At 24.6% G+C, this 19,606-nt stretch carries 19 protein-coding genes and 4 pseudogenes; 4 read left to right on the forward strand and 19 right to left on the reverse strand.

The window, feature by feature from the left end; translation table 4 throughout:
- Positions 1-479: 479 nt before the first annotated feature.
- From AACK91_RS10655 to AACK91_RS10670, 4 genes are all read right to left on the reverse strand, one after another.
- The gene (locus AACK91_RS10655) at positions 480-1,442 is read right to left on the reverse strand and encodes an IS1/IS1595 family N-terminal zinc-binding domain-containing protein (protein WP_338963247.1); all 963 of its coding nucleotides are present in this window, start codon (positions 1,440-1,442) and stop codon (positions 480-482) included.
- Positions 1,443-1,729: 287 nt separating this feature from the next.
- Positions 1,730-2,494: a type III pantothenate kinase gene (locus AACK91_RS10660; RefSeq protein ID WP_338966520.1), complete on the reverse strand. Its 765-nt coding sequence runs from the start codon at positions 2,492-2,494 to the stop codon at positions 1,730-1,732.
- Positions 2,495-2,740: 246 nt separating this feature from the next.
- Positions 2,741-2,869, reverse strand: coding sequence for a hypothetical protein (locus AACK91_RS10665; RefSeq protein WP_338966522.1), 129 nt, complete (start codon positions 2,867-2,869; stop codon positions 2,741-2,743).
- Positions 2,870-3,057: 188 nt separating this feature from the next.
- Positions 3,058-4,029: an IS30 family transposase gene (locus tag AACK91_RS10670; RefSeq protein WP_338966523.1), complete on the reverse strand. Its 972-nt coding sequence runs from the start codon at positions 4,027-4,029 to the stop codon at positions 3,058-3,060.
- 119 nt (positions 4,030-4,148) lie between these two features.
- Here AACK91_RS10670 and AACK91_RS10675 point away from each other — a divergent pair, with 119 nt between their 5' ends.
- The gene (locus tag AACK91_RS10675; RefSeq protein WP_338966524.1) at positions 4,149-4,346 is read left to right on the forward strand and encodes a lipoprotein; all 198 of its coding nucleotides are present in this window, start codon (positions 4,149-4,151) and stop codon (positions 4,344-4,346) included.
- Between the two features lie 256 nt (positions 4,347-4,602).
- On the opposite strand, the pseudogene AACK91_RS10680 reads toward AACK91_RS10675, so the two are convergent.
- From AACK91_RS10680 to AACK91_RS10700, 5 genes and pseudogenes are all read right to left on the reverse strand, one after another.
- Positions 4,603-6,810, reverse strand: a pseudogene (locus AACK91_RS10680) (spiroplasma phage ORF1-like family protein).
- A gap of 16 nt (positions 6,811-6,826) precedes the next feature.
- Positions 6,827-7,063: a hypothetical protein gene (locus AACK91_RS10685; RefSeq protein WP_338963583.1), complete on the reverse strand. Its 237-nt coding sequence runs from the start codon at positions 7,061-7,063 to the stop codon at positions 6,827-6,829.
- Between the two features lie 50 nt (positions 7,064-7,113).
- A pseudogene (locus tag AACK91_RS10690) lies at positions 7,114-7,374 on the reverse strand (hypothetical protein); the annotation flags it as partial.
- Positions 7,367-7,717, reverse strand: a pseudogene (locus AACK91_RS10695) (hypothetical protein); the annotation flags it as partial. The pseudogenes AACK91_RS10690 and AACK91_RS10695, both read right to left, overlap by 8 nt.
- Positions 7,663-7,887, reverse strand: a pseudogene (locus tag AACK91_RS10700) (hypothetical protein); the annotation flags it as partial. The pseudogenes AACK91_RS10700 and AACK91_RS10695, both read right to left, overlap by 55 nt.
- 302 nt (positions 7,888-8,189) lie before the next feature.
- Between AACK91_RS10700 and AACK91_RS10705 the strand changes: the two are divergent.
- Positions 8,190-9,152: an IS1/IS1595 family N-terminal zinc-binding domain-containing protein gene (locus AACK91_RS10705; protein WP_338963247.1), complete on the forward strand. Its 963-nt coding sequence runs from the start codon at positions 8,190-8,192 to the stop codon at positions 9,150-9,152.
- 430 nt (positions 9,153-9,582) lie between these two features.
- On the opposite strand, the gene AACK91_RS10710 is transcribed toward AACK91_RS10705, so the two are convergent.
- The 8 genes from AACK91_RS10710 to AACK91_RS10745 all read right to left on the reverse strand — a co-directional run bounded on the left by AACK91_RS10710 (position 9,583) and on the right by AACK91_RS10745 (position 15,597).
- Entirely contained in the window at positions 9,583-9,834 is a 252-nt protein-coding gene (locus AACK91_RS10710) for a hypothetical protein (protein ID WP_338966526.1), read from the reverse strand.
- Positions 9,834-9,983, reverse strand: a complete 150-nt coding sequence (locus AACK91_RS10715) for a hypothetical protein (protein WP_338963269.1) — start codon at positions 9,981-9,983, stop codon at positions 9,834-9,836. The genes AACK91_RS10710 and AACK91_RS10715 overlap by 1 nt, the downstream gene beginning before the upstream one ends.
- Before the next feature lie 107 nt (positions 9,984-10,090).
- Complete coding sequence (locus AACK91_RS10720) at positions 10,091-10,246, reverse strand: hypothetical protein (protein ID WP_338966611.1); 156 nt, start codon at positions 10,244-10,246, stop codon at positions 10,091-10,093.
- A 223-nt stretch (positions 10,247-10,469) separates the two neighbouring features.
- Positions 10,470-10,829 (reverse strand): hypothetical protein, encoded by a 360-nt coding sequence (locus AACK91_RS10725; RefSeq protein ID WP_338966528.1) that lies wholly within the window; start codon positions 10,827-10,829, stop codon positions 10,470-10,472.
- A 221-nt stretch (positions 10,830-11,050) separates the two neighbouring features.
- Positions 11,051-12,013 (reverse strand): IS1/IS1595 family N-terminal zinc-binding domain-containing protein, encoded by a 963-nt coding sequence (locus AACK91_RS10730; protein ID WP_338963247.1) that lies wholly within the window; start codon positions 12,011-12,013, stop codon positions 11,051-11,053.
- 125 nt (positions 12,014-12,138) lie between these two features.
- Positions 12,139-13,482 carry a hypothetical protein gene (locus AACK91_RS10735; protein ID WP_338966529.1) on the reverse strand — a complete coding sequence of 448 codons (1,344 nt, stop codon included), beginning with the start codon at positions 13,480-13,482 and terminating at the stop codon, positions 12,139-12,141.
- A gap of 42 nt (positions 13,483-13,524) precedes the next feature.
- A complete protein-coding gene (locus tag AACK91_RS10740; protein WP_338966531.1) occupies positions 13,525-15,132 on the reverse strand; it encodes a formate--tetrahydrofolate ligase in 1,608 nt (535 codons plus the stop codon).
- Between the two features lie 15 nt (positions 15,133-15,147).
- Positions 15,148-15,597, reverse strand: a complete 450-nt coding sequence (locus AACK91_RS10745) for a GNAT family N-acetyltransferase (RefSeq protein WP_198049372.1) — start codon at positions 15,595-15,597, stop codon at positions 15,148-15,150.
- A gap of 71 nt (positions 15,598-15,668) precedes the next feature.
- Between AACK91_RS10745 and AACK91_RS10750 the strand changes: the two genes are divergently transcribed.
- A complete protein-coding gene (locus AACK91_RS10750) occupies positions 15,669-16,529 on the forward strand; it encodes a bifunctional 5,10-methylenetetrahydrofolate dehydrogenase/5,10-methenyltetrahydrofolate cyclohydrolase (protein ID WP_338966533.1) in 861 nt (286 codons plus the stop codon).
- A gap of 78 nt (positions 16,530-16,607) precedes the next feature.
- Here the strand turns inward: AACK91_RS10750 and rbfA are convergent, their stop codons facing one another.
- Positions 16,608-16,946, reverse strand: a complete 339-nt coding sequence (gene rbfA, locus AACK91_RS10755) for a 30S ribosome-binding factor RbfA (protein ID WP_338966534.1) — start codon at positions 16,944-16,946, stop codon at positions 16,608-16,610.
- Positions 16,947-17,373: 427 nt separating this feature from the next.
- Entirely contained in the window at positions 17,374-18,357 is a 984-nt protein-coding gene (locus AACK91_RS10760) for an IS30 family transposase (protein WP_338963245.1), read from the reverse strand.
- Positions 18,358-18,622: 265 nt separating this feature from the next.
- Between AACK91_RS10760 and AACK91_RS10765 the strand changes: the two genes are divergently transcribed.
- The gene (locus tag AACK91_RS10765; RefSeq protein ID WP_338963247.1) at positions 18,623-19,585 is read left to right on the forward strand and encodes an IS1/IS1595 family N-terminal zinc-binding domain-containing protein; all 963 of its coding nucleotides are present in this window, start codon (positions 18,623-18,625) and stop codon (positions 19,583-19,585) included.
- The last annotated feature ends 21 nt before the right edge of the window (positions 19,586-19,606 follow it).

The following is a 19,606-nucleotide window of genomic DNA, read 5'->3' on the forward strand; positions in this document are numbered from 1 at the left end:
TCACCCACTTCTTGATTCATTATATCATTTTTTAGATTATTCCCAACATTGATTAAGATCAGTTTTAACCCTTTTTAGAACATTTTTTGACAAAAGTAATTGATTATTAAATAAATATAGTTTAAGATATTTATGTATGAAAAATAAATATTGTTACATTTATATCTTTCTTAAATTATTATAGCCTTTCCTTTTGTGTTAAAATTTGTATTTTGTGGCAATATTTAAATATAAAATAATCTTAAAAGTTTTTTTTCATACATTTACAAAAATTAATTGAAGTTTCTTATAGGCTGTTCATTTTTCTTCAATTAATTTTTTTTTGAAAAAATAGCAGAAAAGTACGCAAAAAAGCAAGAAATTTTATTTAAAATTGTTGCTTTAATTTTGTCGAAAACTCTTGATGAAATAAAAAAAATCATCAATATGACAATTTGAAAACTAATTTTGTGTAAGATTATGATTTTGCTTTAAATTTTTTAAACGTTAAAATATAATACCGTTGATTGTTGGTTTGGTGTTAAACCTTTGTGTTGGTATTTTCATTTTCAGAGCTTTAAATAATTTTGAATATTAGTGAAACCCAAACCATGATAATGAATTAAGGCTTCTTTAAGACTGGATTGTAATTTACTAATCTTATTTAACTTTTGATAACTAGTATCAGGGTTTGTACTAGTTTTGGTGGAATATAGAGTAGAATTTGTTTGTTTTGCTACTAATAAATATAGTGGTTGCATATCAGAAATAATTATTGATTTTTCTTTAATTAGTTGCTTATTCATATTTTCAATAATCCATTGTTTTTGTAATCTTTTGGTATTGGTGGATTGAACAAAAATATTATTATTGCTATCAACCGCCATTTGAATACAGCATTTGGTATCAGTTGAAAATGGATCGAGATGAGTTTTTCGTTTATCAAATTTATCTTTAAAATTGCCTTTATGAATTTCTTTAATAAATGTTTCATCCATTTGGATTTGACCATTTAATTTTTTAAATTTTAACTGTGTATTTTCTAATTGTTTTGATTGCATTAATTTTTGTCGATTATATCAAGCGGTTTTTGGGGTTGTTTTAATAAAACGAGAAATTATTTTACTAGATTGTCCTAACAATGAAATTTGAATTAATAAATTTCACTGTTCATAATTTAAATGACTTCAATAAGTAAAATGATGACGAAATGCATCAAAACTAGCACGACATTTTTTACATAAATATTTTTGTTTTCCTTCGGAATTATGACCATTTTTAACACAATGAAAAGATTTGCAATTAGGACATATAATGCCTTTATCTCTAAATTTTTGATCAATTTCATTTAAACGTTTTTGTTTTTTAATTAAGTCTGCTTGTTGTTTTATTTTTTCATAAAATTCTAAAAATTGATCATCTGTTAAGCTATTTATTAATTCTGTAATTATTTTTTTCATCATTTATTTACCTCTATATATTAAAAATATACCTAATTTTAGGTATATTTTATAAATATCAAGAGTTTTCGACAAAATTAAAGAATTGTTGTAATTTTTGAAATCCATGCTATTATTAATTTGTCTTAAGTAGACAAATAAGTAAATCAAAGAAAAAATTGGATATGCTAGGTAATCTTTATTTTAAATAAAATAAAGGAACGAACAAAAAAATGTATAAATACCTAAATGGACTTTAAAGTATTAAAATATCTCAAAAATTAAAAAAATAGGACATTTGTCCTATTTTTTTATATTAATTTATTATCTTGTAAAATGGCCACAAATCCTTTAAAAAGAAGATTCTTATCATATTGATATGGCACTAATGTTGTAATATAACTTGCATTCCCACCTGTTAGCATTACTTTTGGTGTGGTTGCTTGAGTTGTAAGTTTTTCAACAAAAGCTGTTATTGTTAATAAATGACCGTTTACTAATCCGATGTTGATTGCTTGTTTAGTATTTTTTCCTAAAATTGCATCTTCATAAGAATAATCAAATGTCTGTAGTAACTGTGCTCGATTAAACAGTGCTTCAGCAGCAGCTTCTAACCCCGGCATAATAATTGTTCCTAATAAGGTCCCTTGTTTTAGTAATGAAATTGTAGTGGCTGTTCCCATATTAACTAAAATAACATCTTGGTTTGGATATAAATCCAATGTTGCATATGAACCAACAATCAAATCAGCCCCAAGATTTCGTGGATTAGGAATATCAATTGCTAATCGTTCAATTGCTAAATTTTTTTTAACTTGATAAAACGGAATTTGTAAATCAAGGGCTAATTGGTAAAATAAATCATCTCACATTGGACGAACTGACGATAAACATAGTAACGTTAAATCTGTTAAAGTTAATTTTATTTTATCTAAGGCTGTTATAATTTTTTGACGAAAATTCTTTTCTGCGATTAATTCGCGACTAGAAATCGTTAAAAAAGATGTAATTTCTTGGGATGAATTAAGAATTGCAAATTTAATTGCTGTATTACCAATATCTACTAATAATTTCATTGTTATTTATCTCTCTCTTCTATAATTTCACTAATTGCTGTTACAATTGCTTGAGCAACAATTATTGGTCGTATAAATTATTTAAGGGTCTTAAATTAATATCTTAGAAATTGTGGAATAATGTACCACTTACTTATTTACATTGTATTACTTTTAATTTTATTGTCAATACATTTTTCTATTTTTTTAAATTTATCCACGACAAAAATACATTTTTATTAAAGTTATTTAATTTCTTAGATAAAACTAATAAAAATATAAGTTTTTTTGTAAATTATTATTTACAAAATTATTAACTGAATAATTAAATTTATTTTCTTCTAGCAGTTGTTCATTACTATTAAATAAATTAATTTTATTTTTTAATCCCATCATACTAGCATTTAATTTATTTGGAATTATGTAAAATGAAGTGCAACAAATCTTATTAGTCAAATAATACAATAAAAATCATAAAAAATCAATTATAAATTTTTAAAAATCAAAATATTTATAGTTTTTATTTTATTTTAAGGAAAATTAAGCACACTAAAAAATAATTTATTAAATTACTTCAAATAAACCTATTTAAAATTATCTGAAAATACCTCTTTTGCTGTTCTTCAATTAAGAACAGGCCTTAATTTATCATTTATAACATTAACTACTCAATTTATTTTTTGTTGACTAACATTATTAAAATCAGTTCCCTTAGGAAATCATTGTCTAAGTTCAGAATTCATATATTCAATTAATGGTTTTTGTTGTGGTTTACCGGGGTCACAAAAATAAACTTGTGTTTCAGCAAATATTTCTAATTCTCTTCATTTACTAAATTCTTTTCCTACATCAGTTATTATTCCTTTAATTTTCCCAAATAAATTATTACTTATAACAATATCTTTAAACTTTTCCACAACTTCATTAGCAGTATGATTTTTTAATTTCATAACAAAATAACTTTTACTATTTTGTTCAACTAAAACCAAATTACTAGATTGATGCTCTTTTCCAACTACCGTATCCATTTCAAATCAACCAACACCAGTCTCTTTATTATCAATATCTAATATTGATTTAAAATTAATTAATTTACCACGATTATCAAATTTTCCTTTTGTTTTATATTTTTTACCACGATGACGTAAATTCTGTTTTAAAAAACCATAAAAACCCAAACGAATTCATTTATACAATGTTTTAACACAAACAGGAAATTTAATACCAAACTTTAGAAAATAACGATGAATAAGTTGTGATGGAGAATCACGATAAACATTAAATCTTATATTAATAAAATTTAATTGTTCTTCTGTAAACTTATATCTTTTATTATTCTTTTTTCTTTTCTCATAATACATTTTATCTGACTTATAAGCACTATATTCATCAATAGTTTTAAAACGCTTAATTTCTCGCAAAATAGTACTACGATTTCTGTTCAAACATTTAGCAATCTGTGCAATATTTATTTCACCATTCTTTTTTAAAAATAATTTTGATAATAATAATTTTTCCAATTTAACCCTATCAATAAAACTTAAATGACTATACATAACATTTATATACCTTTCATTAATTTATAAATTTAATATTAAAATTATTTAATACATTATTGATATATGATAAAATCAATTATAGCATTCAAGTAATTTTAATAAAGGAGAAGTAAAATATGAAAAAGTTACTAAGTATTTTAGGAGTAATCGGATTAACAGCAACAAGTACAACAACATTAATTAGTTGTGAAAAACCAAATAATAATGAAAACGGGGGGGGGGTAATAAACCTACACCAGAACCACAACAACTACCAGAAAATAGCAAATGAACTAATATTCCTAGAACACAGGCGCCTAATAAAGAGTTTTTAACTGCTACTAATAAATGATATTTTTATATAAATAAATATGAAAATAATTATATAACGACAAAATTTTATTTTGATAATAATTTTATTAATAATCAAAACACTTGATGACAACACTTAAAAAATGATTCAGATTTTATTTGAAACTATAATTTAGTATATCGTTGAAATAAAAACAATGAACCACAAATACCAGAAATTAATAAAGACACAGGACTAATAATTGATTGAAAATAATAAAAGGACTAACAAGTCCTTTTTTAAATTAATCGAACAAACTTCATAAAGATAATTAATAGGAATATATTTGTTATTGTATTATATAATGCTGGACTAAATTTTCATACCTCAAATGTTTGACTAAAAAAACTATATATTGTTTGAAATATTTTACCAACACCGCTTGCTAATTCGTTTACTTGTTTAACACCGGGAATATTATTTACAATTCAAATTGCAGCATTTTTTATATGACACGCTAAATTATATCAACTACAACTTTCATATTGTGCTTGTCATCATTGACTATCGGGAAATAATCCACCATTATTAATTTCTTGTCAGTTATAAATCCCAAAATTAAAATCATAATAACGATACATATCATTTTCTTTTTGTGCTTGTAATTCAAAGACATTATAACAGATTTTTTGTTCTTCAATTTTTTTTGTATTTTAAACCGTATTTATCTTTTAAAGCACCTTCAAAAACATAACCCTCATTTTGATTAATATTATAATCATTTGATACAGAAAAATCATAATTAAATACATCTCCATAATTTGTGTTATAAAAACGCGATTTTTAAATGCTGAATACAATTTAATGTCTAATTGATTGTATTTATCAGAAAAATAAAAATAACGAGGATAAATTTTAAAACCATTATTTGCTAATAAACCATATTTTTTATTATATCCTTGTACATAAGTATCATTTTCTAAATAAAAAATTGTTCGTAAATAATCTTTATAAAAATTTTGGGAAACCGTAAACATACTATTTAATAGTTTTTCAAATTGATTTTTATTAGTATTAGTTTCATCAATTAAAACATCTCTAAAATTAATCAATTTTAAACCAAAAAAATTAATTAAAACAGTATCATACTGTAAATTATCAATATAACCACTTTCAATAAAATTACTGCGATTTTGAAATACAGGTACCAAAGAATGGGTAAAAAAGGCTTTTAAAAATTTATTAATATCAATTTGACCTTTCATCTGTTCAAAAACCATTTTACCAATATTAGGAGAATTACCTTGATAATAATTATAAGTTTCAGCACTAAAATTAAAAGTATCTTCTTTTTCTTTTATGAAAGAAAATAAAAAACCTAAATCATCAGTATACCGATAACTATTTGCATTATTACCATCCCAATATTGTTTAAAATGTGTTAATTCTAAACTACCAGCAACAATATTTTTATTTTCATCAATTGTTAAAATCATCCGATAAATTGATTTTCTAGTTAAAATAACATCAGGTTTTCAATCTAATTTTTCCATATTATTAATAATTTCAAAATCAAAAATTATTCTTTCACTACCCAAATTTGGGTCATCATAGTTTGGATTACCACCTTGCTGAATTCGGATATTTTCTTGTACAATAACATCAATATATTTAAGCAAAAAAGAACGAACATTTTGATAATATTCAGTATATCATTTTAATTTGCCATCATTATCAACAACGGGTAATTCTGGTTCACCGTTTCCATCTCAACGATATACTAAATTATAGTTTCAAATAAAATCTGAATCATTTTTTAAGTGTTGTCATCAAGTGTTTTGATTTTTAATAAAATTATTATCAAAATAAAATTTTGTAAGCAAATATTGACCATTTCTTTTTTCTCCATAAAAATATCATTTATTAGTAGCAGTTAAAAATTCTTTATTAGGTGCCTGTGTTCTAGGAATTTGTATTCAAAACTCATTAATCATTTTAACTAATTGTAAATTATCAATACCTCTTTCTAATTTATTAATAACTTCCACAGTATTAAAATACTTAGCAAAATAATAAGAAAAATTAGTTAATTCTTTTAAAAATTGTTTTTTATCAACATCATAGAATTTATCAATATTATATTGTTTAGCATAAGTATCTCAATTTTTATATAAATCCATAAACTCATCACTAGGCTTATCAAATGAAATTCCCGTTGAATAACTATTCTTTAAAAAGTCTAAATATCATTTATCATTATAAGTTAATGTTTGTGATGTTTTTAGAGTTGGATTAATAAAGTAATTTGTTTCAGACCAGTTTTCAAAAAAACTACTGCGTAAAAACATTGTATTAATAAAATCAGTTTCATTCATTCCCATTGTTTGTTAATTAACAGTATAATTCTGCTGATTTAAGGGTTTAAATGCTGTTAAAGTAATAAATGGAATAATTAAACCTAAAATACCTAAAATAGATATGGCAAATAAAGATAATGATTTTTTCATATTTATAATTCAACCCCTAACTATACAATGTTTTTGAAACAATAAACCCAACAATATATAAACTTGATATTGTTAACATTAATGGATGACTAAACAAAATTGCCATTTTACCAAACAAAGAAAGTAAAAAAGTATCTGAGTTATATAAATCCATAATGATATTTTTTGCTGATGTTAATTGATTTATAATCACCGTAATAAAACTAGTACCAAAAATAGCAATTGCAGCAACTAATAAAACTAATCTAATCATTAATCTGTTTCCTTTCACCGACCATTTTTATTAGCCTTATGTGCTTTTTTAACACCACGTACTGTTGAAGCATACAATTTTGATGTACTGTTTTTAACAGTTGAACCTAATTCGTTATATTGCGTTCTTGTTCCGTGAATTGCATAAATAGACAACTTAACAACCATAAAAAAGATAATAAAATAAGCAATTGTTGTATTTGTCATCGGTAATTTAGTATTTCAAATTACATCAAAAATAAACAAAAATACATCAAAAATAAAACTAAAAATCTTATCTCAATTACTGCTTTCTGATAATAAATTAATCATCTTTACCACTTCCTTTTTCTTTTTTAGGTTTTAAATTCTTTTTCAAAATATCAATATCAAACAATGCTAAACGTTCTTTAACACTTAATTTAGTAATTTCTGACCAATAATATTCTTTATAATTAACTATTTCATCATTTTTTAAATCACGAACAAACTTTAATCATTGACTATCATATTTCTGTGCAAATTCTAATGGAATAATTATTTTAAAAAACCGAATTCCTAACCCAACATCCGACTTATGTTTTGCTCGTTTACCTTCGGCTGTTCTTTCTACTGATTTTGTTTTTCAAATTTCATAATCTGTAATATCTTGAAAAATACCAATTCGCATAATAAATCTGAGTGTTTTTCACCAGGATAAATAAATTTATTACTCAACCAAAAACCAATATGACGATTATGATTAGGTAAATTTATAAAACTTGCTTTTTCTGTTTCAAAAACTATCAACTCTTTACGAATAAAATAATTTTCTATATTTTGATTTTTCTTAACAAAATTACTCAATTTTATCAACTCCTAACTAAATATTTATTTAATAAACAATGTTATATTTAATGTTTATATATTGTTTACTTATTGATAAAAACACTGATTATTAACAATGTTATAAATAATGCTATATATTGTTTATTTAATGTTTAATAAACAATGTTATTAACAATGTTAAATATATAAAATAATAAAAATTGACACACTGAAAAATACTATTTAATTTTTAATAATAGTCTTTAATTTTGTCGAAAACTCTTGATATTTATAAAATATACCTAAAATTAGGTATATTTTTAATATATAGAGGTAAATAAATGATGAAAAAAATAATTACAGAATTAATAAATAGCTTAACAGATGATCAATTTTTAGAATTTTATGAAAAAATAAAACAACAAGCAGACTTAATTAAAAAACAAAAACGTTTAAATGAAATTGATCAAAAATTTAGAGATAAAGGCATTATATGTCCTAATTGCAAATCTTTTCATTGTGTTAAAAATGGTCATAATTCCGAAGGAAAACAAAAATATTTATGTAAAAAATGTCGTGCTAGTTTTGATGCATTTCGTCATCATTTTACTTATTGAAGTCATTTAAATTATGAACAGTGAAATTTATTAATTCAAATTTCATTGTTAGGACAATCTAGTAAAATAATTTCTCGTTTTATTAAAACAACCCCAAAAACCGCTTGATATAATCGACAAAAATTAATGCAATCAAAACAATTAGAAAATACACAGTTAAAATTTAAAAAATTAAATGGTCAAATCCAAATGGATGAAACATTTATTAAAGAAATTCATAAAGGCAATTTTAAAGATAAATTTGATAAACGAAAAACTCATCTCGATCCATTTTCAACTGATACCAAATGCTGTATTCAAATGGCAGTTGATAGCAATAATAATATTTTTGTTCAATCCACCAATACCAAAAGATTACAAAAACAATGGATTATTGAAAATATGAATAAGCAACTAATTAAAGAAAAATCAATAATTATTTCTGATATGCAACCACTATATTTATTAGTAGCAAAACAAACAAATTCTACTCTATATTCCACCAAAACTAGTACAAACCCTGATACTAGTTATCAAAAGTTAAATAAGATTAGTAAATTACAATCCAGTCTTAAAGAAGCCTTAATTCATTATCATGGTTTGGGTTTCACTAATATTCAAAATTATTTAAAGCTCTGAAAATGAAAATACCAACACAAAGGTTTAACACCAAACCAACAATCAACGGTATTATATTTTAACGTTTAAAAAATTTAAAGCAAAATCATAATCTTACACAAAATTAGTTTTCAAATTGTCATATTGATGATTTTTTTTATTTCATCAAGAGTTTTCGACAAAATTAAAGATAATAGTTATTAAAATATAAAATTAATCATTTATAATTAAATTGATATTTTTGCACTACATACTGCCTACAAATTTTAAAAAGAAAGTAGATATATTTATAAAGAATATTATAAAAATTTATATTCCAAAACTACTATTAATATGACCCCCAATAAAAATATTCTTATTTTTATTAAATCCTACTTTAAAACAATTATTTCATTACTAATAATTTCAATAATAACTTATAGACAGTGTGTAATACAAAAATAAACAACAAAATTATTTAATCAACTCACATAAAAGCTAGTGTGCCATAGCTAAGATATATGATCAATAATAATAAATATTAAAATCCTTTAACCATAACACGGAAAAAGTTTAAAATCTTAATGATAACAAAAATACCAAATGGAATTAAAATAATTCACGCATCACCTAAAAAGGTCATTAATTGTGGTAATACAGCATAAATTGCTTCTTTAACTTTCATCATAGCTTGTCCTAAACCACTTCAAATAGAACCCATTCCATCTGAAATAGTAGGCTTATAACCAACTGCTAAAAAATTAATTGCTGTTGTTAAATACATACATAACACTATTTATTTTCCTCCTTATTTTTAATTTCTTTTTTATCTTTTTTCTTTCCTTGAATTTGACGAATTTTTTGATAAATTGATAAACCAATTCAAGCAAAAATACCTAATATAATAACAACACTAAAAATTGTCGTTAATCAAACTGGCATAACTTATTCCTCCTAAAAATCTAATTTTCGCGGCACGCTTCGCGTGTTCGCTACGCTCAAAATAAACTATATTGAATAAATTACCGCTAATAAATTACGCGGATAATTTATTCATCTTCTTTTTCATTATTAATTACAATATTATTTACCGTATTAATAACATTATCTTTTCCATACTTAGTTACTAAGGACCGTAAAATAAAATAATGTTTTCTTTCCATTAAAAAATCAACTCCTTTCTGAGTTGATTTGTTGCACTTCACTTACACGATGCCTCTTTATCTTCTTATTAATTATACAAATAAAAAACGATATATTAAAATATTAATATATCGATGTTCCTTATTACTATCTTACTGCTCTTTTTTCGTAAAAAAAGCAGCTTGCATTCTTCGTTGTGACTCTGCAATAATTCGCATCAACCAATTCAAGTCATTGCCCTTGTTCTAAATATCGACAATAAAAATTACGAATAATGTATAAACGTTAACCATAACGTTCTTGCACAAAATATTTTGCTTTTTTCAAAATTGAAATATATGCATATTGTAAATCTAATGGTTTTTGATAAATTTTTTGATAAACTTGAGCATATTCTTTAATTAACTCAGTAACTTTAAATTCTAATGTTTTTGTTCGCTCAAGAATCATTTGTTTTAATATTTGATCTTTTTGCGCCGCATTATACTTTGCACTTTTCATAATATAATATAGTTTAATTTCTAATGCCAAAACAGGATTATTATGTGAAATAATTTTTTCATTATTTACAATCAATGATAACTCCCGGATTACATTATCATAGAACTGACTGCAATTATTGCTTCCTAACACTGATACTGACACTTTTTTCACCCCGTATAAATAACTTTTTAATCCTTATAAGAAACATTCTCTAAGTGGCTGTTGTATATTATTATACTTATATATTATACCTTATATTTAATACTTTTTGATAAAAAAATATCTTTAATTTTGTCGAAAACTCTTGATGAAATAAAAAAAATCATCAATATGACAATTTGAAAACTAATTTTGTGTAAGATTATGATTTTGCTTTAAATTTTTTAAACGTTAAAATATAATACCGTTGATTGTTGGTTTGGTGTTAAACCTTTGTGTTGGTATTTTCATTTTCAGAGCTTTAAATAATTTTGAATATTAGTGAAACCCAAACCATGATAATGAATTAAGGCTTCTTTAAGACTGGATTGTAATTTACTAATCTTATTTAACTTTTGATAACTAGTATCAGGGTTTGTACTAGTTTTGGTGGAATATAGAGTAGAATTTGTTTGTTTTGCTACTAATAAATATAGTGGTTGCATATCAGAAATAATTATTGATTTTTCTTTAATTAGTTGCTTATTCATATTTTCAATAATCCATTGTTTTTGTAATCTTTTGGTATTGGTGGATTGAACAAAAATATTATTATTGCTATCAACCGCCATTTGAATACAGCATTTGGTATCAGTTGAAAATGGATCGAGATGAGTTTTTCGTTTATCAAATTTATCTTTAAAATTGCCTTTATGAATTTCTTTAATAAATGTTTCATCCATTTGGATTTGACCATTTAATTTTTTAAATTTTAACTGTGTATTTTCTAATTGTTTTGATTGCATTAATTTTTGTCGATTATATCAAGCGGTTTTTGGGGTTGTTTTAATAAAACGAGAAATTATTTTACTAGATTGTCCTAACAATGAAATTTGAATTAATAAATTTCACTGTTCATAATTTAAATGACTTCAATAAGTAAAATGATGACGAAATGCATCAAAACTAGCACGACATTTTTTACATAAATATTTTTGTTTTCCTTCGGAATTATGACCATTTTTAACACAATGAAAAGATTTGCAATTAGGACATATAATGCCTTTATCTCTAAATTTTTGATCAATTTCATTTAAACGTTTTTGTTTTTTAATTAAGTCTGCTTGTTGTTTTATTTTTTCATAAAATTCTAAAAATTGATCATCTGTTAAGCTATTTATTAATTCTGTAATTATTTTTTTCATCATTTATTTACCTCTATATATTAAAAATATACCTAATTTTAGGTATATTTTATAAATATCAAGAGTTTTCGACAAAATTAAAGAAAAATATCCATAAAACTGATTAGTTAAGAAAGAAAGACCACGGGTTAATTATCATTTCCAGCAATATAATCATCATTTTTTAAACTATCAACCGAAGTCATAATTGCTTGTAACCGCATATAATAGTTTGATGAAGAAATAATTGGATATTTTTTATCAAAATAAACTTTAATATAGGTTAGTTTTTTACGATATGTTGTTAATCACTTATGAGCAATTAAATTTAACTCTTCCATAATTTCGCGTTGATTAACGCTCATCGCATCTTTTCGTTTGGCTGGATCTAATTTTTTGAACAATGTTGTCGCTTTTTTCTTAAAATTAATTGCATAAGCAACGAATCCAACCACACCACTAATTTTAACCGGTGTTACATAAATTCCCAAATCATGATTGCGACAATAATCATATTGAATTCGGGAAAAATCAGCGTGCTTTAATTCTGCTTGAACATAATTTAAATCATTAAATTCTTTAATGTTATAAATTTTAAAATCAACATAATAATCATATGGTGTCAAAAAACAATTATTAGTATATCAACTATACCGCGAAATTGACTCAAAAATTTCTTCTTCAATAAATTCAAATTCACGGAAATAATAAGTTTCTGTTTTTCAATAACGTTCTAAAATATAAAAAATTAATTCCTCACCATCAATATTATTTAAAAATCAAATTTTTTGAAAATTAATATTCCGATATTTTATTAAGTCCTCTTTTTCAATCCGTTTACTTGCATCAATTTTTTGCAAGTAATGATCATATTTTTTGACAAAATACTCATAAAATCACCGCAATGTTAATGTATACAAAATATAATAATAAGTAAAATCGGTTTTAAGGACATATTTAACCATTTTCATTAGTGTTCGTAATAAATTATTTGAAATTTTATTAGCTTTGTTAAAACCTCGTACTACTTGAATTACATTATCATTTTTTTCAATTCCATTTCGTCAAAAAATATATGTTAATTCTCCTTCGGCGTTCTTTTTATAACAAAAGGGAATAATACGAACAATCAGATTTATTTCATCATTTATTTGATATTCTAGATATCCTTCATTCTGAGTATCTTTAATAACTGTTCATTTTTTAACATTTTTACGCATTTCACCAAGAACAGCTTGAAACATTCGTTCTCGTAACCCATTACTACTTTTAGGAGCATATTTAACAACTGCCAATTCCAATTCAAGTTTATCGTATTTGGTTAAAGTTTTAAAGCCATATTCACCAATGGCAATTGTTTGATAACCAATTTTTTGAAAACTTTTTTTATAAGTAGTGAAGATTTCATGCATTATTTTACGAACATTACTCGCTAAATTAAGTTGTTTGCTAACAATACTATTTAATTCTAAAAATTTTGCTTTTTTTTGCATTAAATTCGCCCCTATTTTTAGTCCAATATAATTATAACAAAATTATTTAATATTTATAATCTGATCATTAACAACTTCAATCTCAAGTGCATTAGGTTTTTTATTTAAACCAGGCATTGTAATAATATCCGCTAAATATGCAATAAAATATTCTGCTCCTGAATTAATTTTAAGATCACGAATGGTAATGTGATCATCATTAGGATCTTTATTACCAAAAATTGTTTGATGATTTTTTGCCATACAAACAGGTCAAGTTTTATATTTATCATCTTGCTGATAAAATGCAATTTTTTCTTGAGCGACAGCACTAAAAGTAACTTTTGTTGTTTGATAGATTTTTTCACAAATAATTTTAATTTTATCTGTTAATGAAGTTGTACCTGGATTAAACAATAATTGATATTGTTGTGGCCGTGTTGTTTGTTCAATAATTGTTTTAGCTAATAATGGATTATCTTTAATTCCAAGATGATAAGTGTTATTAATTCCAAATGGGATTTTTTGTTCTGTTAATCAATTTGTTACTAACGTAATTTCTTCACTACCATCCGTTGCGAATTGATTTAAACAAACAACAAAGTTTAACCGATAATTTTGGATAATTTTAATATAATGTTCTAAATGAACTAACCCCTTTTTTAAACTAACAAGATCAACTGTTGCTAATTTTGTTTTATCAGCACCACCATGTAATTTCAAAGCCCGAATGGTTGCTACTAACACTGTACAGTCAAGAGTGTATTCTTTTTTTAAGTTAATGATATCATTAAACTTTTCGAACCCTAAATCACTACCAAAACCAACTTCAATAACAACATAATCACTTAATTTTAACGCTAAATCAGTGGCAATTAACGAATTGGCACCGTGTGAAATATTTGCAAAAGGACCACAATGTACGAACAATGGGGTTCCATATTTTGTTTGAACTAAATTTGGTAATACAGCATCTTTTAACAAAGCCAATAATGAACCTGTAATTTGTAGTTGTTGTAAATAAACTGGTTCGTTTTTAAAATTATAGGCCACAATTGCTTGATCTAAACGGCGCCGTAAATCATTAAAATCTTTACTTAGTCCTAAAATAGCCATAATTTCACTGGCCGCTGTAATTTGAAAATGCTCATTTCGATGAATTTTATCATTGATTTTAATTTTAACATTTCGTAAAGCACGATCATTAACATCTAAACAACGTTGTCAAACGACTTTTGCCGGATCGATTTGTAAGGCATTACCTCAATAAAGAATATTATCAATAATGGCACTAACCATATTATTTGCCGTTGTAATTGCATGAAAATCACCAGTATAATGTAAATTGATTTCATTTTCTGGTTGCATGACACATTCGCCCCCACCTGTCGCTGATCCTTTTAAGCCAAAAACTGGCCCCAATGATGGTTCTCGTAATGCTAAGGTTGTTTGATAACCTAAATGATTTAACATATCAGCAATACCAATTGAACAGGTTGTCTTTCCTTCTCCTGCTTTAGTTGGATTAATTGCTGTTACTAAAATAAACTTTGCTTTTTTTGGTAAATGACTAAAATTAAATGCTTTTACTTTTGCAATATAATCACCATATTTAATTAAATCATCTGTTGTTAAACCAATTTTGGTACCAATTGTTGTGATTTTTTCCATTCTTATCAACTCCTTTTAACTATTATAATAATAAACCATCGGAAAATGGACAATATCTGCATCAATAAAACTTTCCCCATTTTTAATAAAACCTAATTTTTCATAAAAACCAACAACTTGACTTTGAGCAAATAAATGAACAGCAGTAGGTTGATGGTTAGTTTGAACATAATTTAATAAAGTTTGTAATAATACCGTTCCCACTTGGTGATGACGATAACTTTTAAGAACAGCAATCCGTCCTAAAAACCAATTTTCATCTTGTTGCAAAATACGAGCACAACATACTGGTTTGTTATCATAATATCCAACAAGATGATTAGCAGTTTGATCATACTGATCAACTTCTTCTGCTAAAGGGACATGTTGTTCATCAACAAAGACAACTTTTCTAATTATAAGAGCATCAGTATAAATTGAATTATTAGTTCCTTTTGCACTTTTAAAAATGATGGTATTTTGCATTTAATTTTATGGTCCTTTCAGATACAATACTTATATAAAAACATTTTAACATAGAAAAGAGTGAAACATTAATGGATAAAACCCAAATAATTGATGGAAAAATGGTTAGTGAATTAATTAAGACAAAAGTCGCAGCAGAAGTTATTAAAATTCAAAAAAAGCATCACCGTGCTCCTAGTTTAACAATTATTCAAATTGGGGATAATAAAGCAAGCAGTACTTATATTAAAAATAAAAAGATTGCTTGTGAAAACGTGGGAATTATTTGTAATGTCCTAACATATCCTGTAACAATGACTGAAGAAGAACTTCTTAATCTTATTAATCAATTAAACCATGATTCAACCATTGATGCTATTCTTGTTCAACTACCGTTACCCATTCATATTAATAGCGAAAAAATTATTCATCGTATTATAACAAAAAAAGATGTTGATGGTTTTACCCCTGAAATATTGGGCAATCTAATGCTTGGCCATTATGATTTATTACCCGGAACACCAAAAGGAATTATGTTACTATTAAAGCATTATCAAATTGACTTAGCAGGACAACATGTTGTTATAATTGGTCGTAGTAATATTGTTGGTAAACCTCTTGCTAACTTATTAATTAACGCTTCAGCCACCGTTACGGTTTGTCATTCAAAAACAAAAAATTTAAGTTTTTTTACAAAACAATCGGATATTTTAATTTCAGCGGTTGGACAACCAAAAATAATAACTTCTGAAATGATCAAAGAAAACGCTATCATTATTGATGTTGGAATTAATCGAGATCATGATAATAAACTATGTGGTGATGTTGATTTTGAAAATGTTCTACCAAAAGTTAAAATGATAACCCCTGTTCCTGGCGGTGTTGGACCGATGACAATTGCTGCTCTATTAGAAAATATCTTATATCTTTATTATCAAAATAATAATTTATAATATAAAAATCCTCATAATTATTTATTTTAATTTTCTACTTTAAAAAAGAAAACTAATTCAATAATTACGAGGATATTTTTATTTTAGTTTTTGCAAAATTGTTTCAATATTATTTGCATTATCTAATGAATGATCATAAATAAATTCTAAATCTGGACAACAATAAATTTCTAATTTATGTGCTAATTTACTACGAATCTCATTTTTATATTCTTGCACAACATTAGTAAGTTCTAATTCTGGTTTTGATAATAATGAAGAATAATAAACTTTAGCATGACCTAAATCATTTGATAATTTAACAGCATTAATTGATAAAGTATTTAAAATTTCATCACGAATTTCTCGTTGCATAATAAGTGTTAAATCACGGGCAATCAACGATTGCATTTTTTCAATTTTAATTTTATTTGCCATATATATCACCTTATTTCTAACTTTATTAACATTATAACAAAGCATTTTAATAAAGCGAATACTTTTAAGCTATTCTGTATTTAATTAATATATTTTTCAATTTTGCCCAATGTTTATTTTTTTAAAGCAGCATCTAACGAAACTCGTAGTCATTTTTCGGACCAGCCATAATGTTTGAACCTATTTGTAAAAAACTAAAATTTTAATATTGTGTTCTTTTTGTTTTTTAATAATTTCTAAGTCTTTAATTTTTAATAACGTATTATGTAAATCTAAGCTCCAAATTTATCTCTTGTTATTTTAATAATAACACTTTTTAAAAGAAGTGCAACTATTTTTTTAAAAAAATAAATTATTTTTAAATTTACCCTATTTTTGGCATATTTAAACACACTGAAAAATAATTTATTAAATTTTTCAAATAAACTTATCTAAAATTCTCTAAAAATACTTCTTTTGAAGTTCTTCAATTAAGAACAGGCCTTAATTTTTCATTTATAATATCGACTACTAAATCTATTTCTTGTTGCGTAACAAGATTAAAATCTGTCCCCCTACCATATCGTTTTCTAAATTCACGGTTTAGTCTTTCAATTAATGGTTTTTGATTAGGCGAAGCAGGGTCACAAAAATAAACATTAGAACCAGTAATCTTTTCCATTTCTTCAAACTTACTAAATTCTTTTCCTCTATCGGTTATTATTCCTTTAATTTTTCCAACTAAACCATTAATTCTAACTATATGTTTAAGTTTTTCTAAAACTTCATTAGCAGTATGTTCTTCTAATTTCATAGCAAAGTATTTTTTACTTGATTTCTCTGTCAAAACTAAACAACTAGATTGATGTTCTTTTCCAACTACGGTATCCATTTCAAATCAACCAACATCTGTTTCTTTATTTTCAATATCTCATATTGATTTAAATCTTTCATCTAATTTCCCACGATTATCAGGTCTTTTCTTTGTTCTATTTCTTCTACCACCATTTAATAAATTTTTCTTTAACAAACCCAAAAGACCTAAAAAAATTCATTTATAAAATGTTTTAAGACAGGCAGGAAATTTGATACCAAATTTTATTAAAAATCGCTGAATAATTTCTGCTGGTGAATCACCCAAAATATTAAATCGTAAATTTAAAAATTCTTGTTGTTCTTCTGTAAATGTAGGTATTTTTTTAATACACTTTTGTCGTTTTTTATAATAATCATCATGTGCCTCACGGGCATTATAATCTTCTATATTTGTAAATCTATTAATTTCTCTTTTAACAGTATTAATATCTCTTCCTGTTTGTCTTGATATTTCAGATAAATTAAGTGTGCCATTTTTCTTTTTGCAACTATCAGATAAAAATAAATCCTTAAAAAATCTTCGTTCATCATATTTTACATGTGTATAATCTTTCATTACTCTATATTTCCTCCAATTCTTTTATAAAAATAGTTATACATTAAATTTATAAAAAAGATAAATTTTCACATTTTTTTAAATTAAAATTATTGACAAATATATTATTAATTATATAATTATATTGTAACAAGCTCCAATTTATCTCTATATGCTTGTATACTAAAATAAAAAGTAAAGTAATTCTTTAATTTTGTCGAAAACTCTTGATATTTATAAAATATACCTAAAATTAGGTATATTTTTAATATATAGAGGTAAATAAATGATGAAAAAAATAATTACAGAATTAATAAATAGCTTAACAGATGATCAATTTTTAGAATTTTATGAAAAAATAAAACAACAAGCAGACTTAATTAAAAAACAAAAACGTTTAAATGAAATTGATCAAAAATTTAGAGATAAAGGCATTATATGTCCTAATTGCAAATCTTTTCATTGTGTTAAAAATGGTCATAATTCCGAAGGAAAACAAAAATATTTATGTAAAAAATGTCGTGCTAGTTTTGATGCATTTCGTCATCATTTTACTTATTGAAGTCATTTAAATTATGAACAGTGAAATTTATTAATTCAAATTTCATTGTTAGGACAATCTAGTAAAATAATTTCTCGTTTTATTAAAACAACCCCAAAAACCGCTTGATATAATCGACAAAAATTAATGCAATCAAAACAATTAGAAAATACACAGTTAAAATTTAAAAAATTAAATGGTCAAATCCAAATGGATGAAACATTTATTAAAGAAATTCATAAAGGCAATTTTAAAGATAAATTTGATAAACGAAAAACTCATCTCGATCCATTTTCAACTGATACCAAATGCTGTATTCAAATGGCAGTTGATAGCAATAATAATATTTTTGTTCAATCCACCAATACCAAAAGATTACAAAAACAATGGATTATTGAAAATATGAATAAGCAACTAATTAAAGAAAAATCAATAATTATTTCTGATATGCAACCACTATATTTATTAGTAGCAAAACAAACAAATTCTACTCTATATTCCACCAAAACTAGTACAAACCCTGATACTAGTTATCAAAAGTTAAATAAGATTAGTAAATTACAATCCAGTCTTAAAGAAGCCTTAATTCATTATCATGGTTTGGGTTTCACTAATATTCAAAATTATTTAAAGCTCTGAAAATGAAAATACCAACACAAAGGTTTAACACCAAACCAACAATCAACGGTATTATATTTTAACGTTTAAAAAATTTAAAGCAAAATCATA

Source organism: Spiroplasma endosymbiont of Sarcophaga carnaria, assembly GCF_964019595.1.
Classification (GTDB): domain Bacteria; phylum Bacillota_I; class Bacilli_A; order Mycoplasmatales; family Mycoplasmataceae; genus Spiroplasma; species Spiroplasma poulsonii.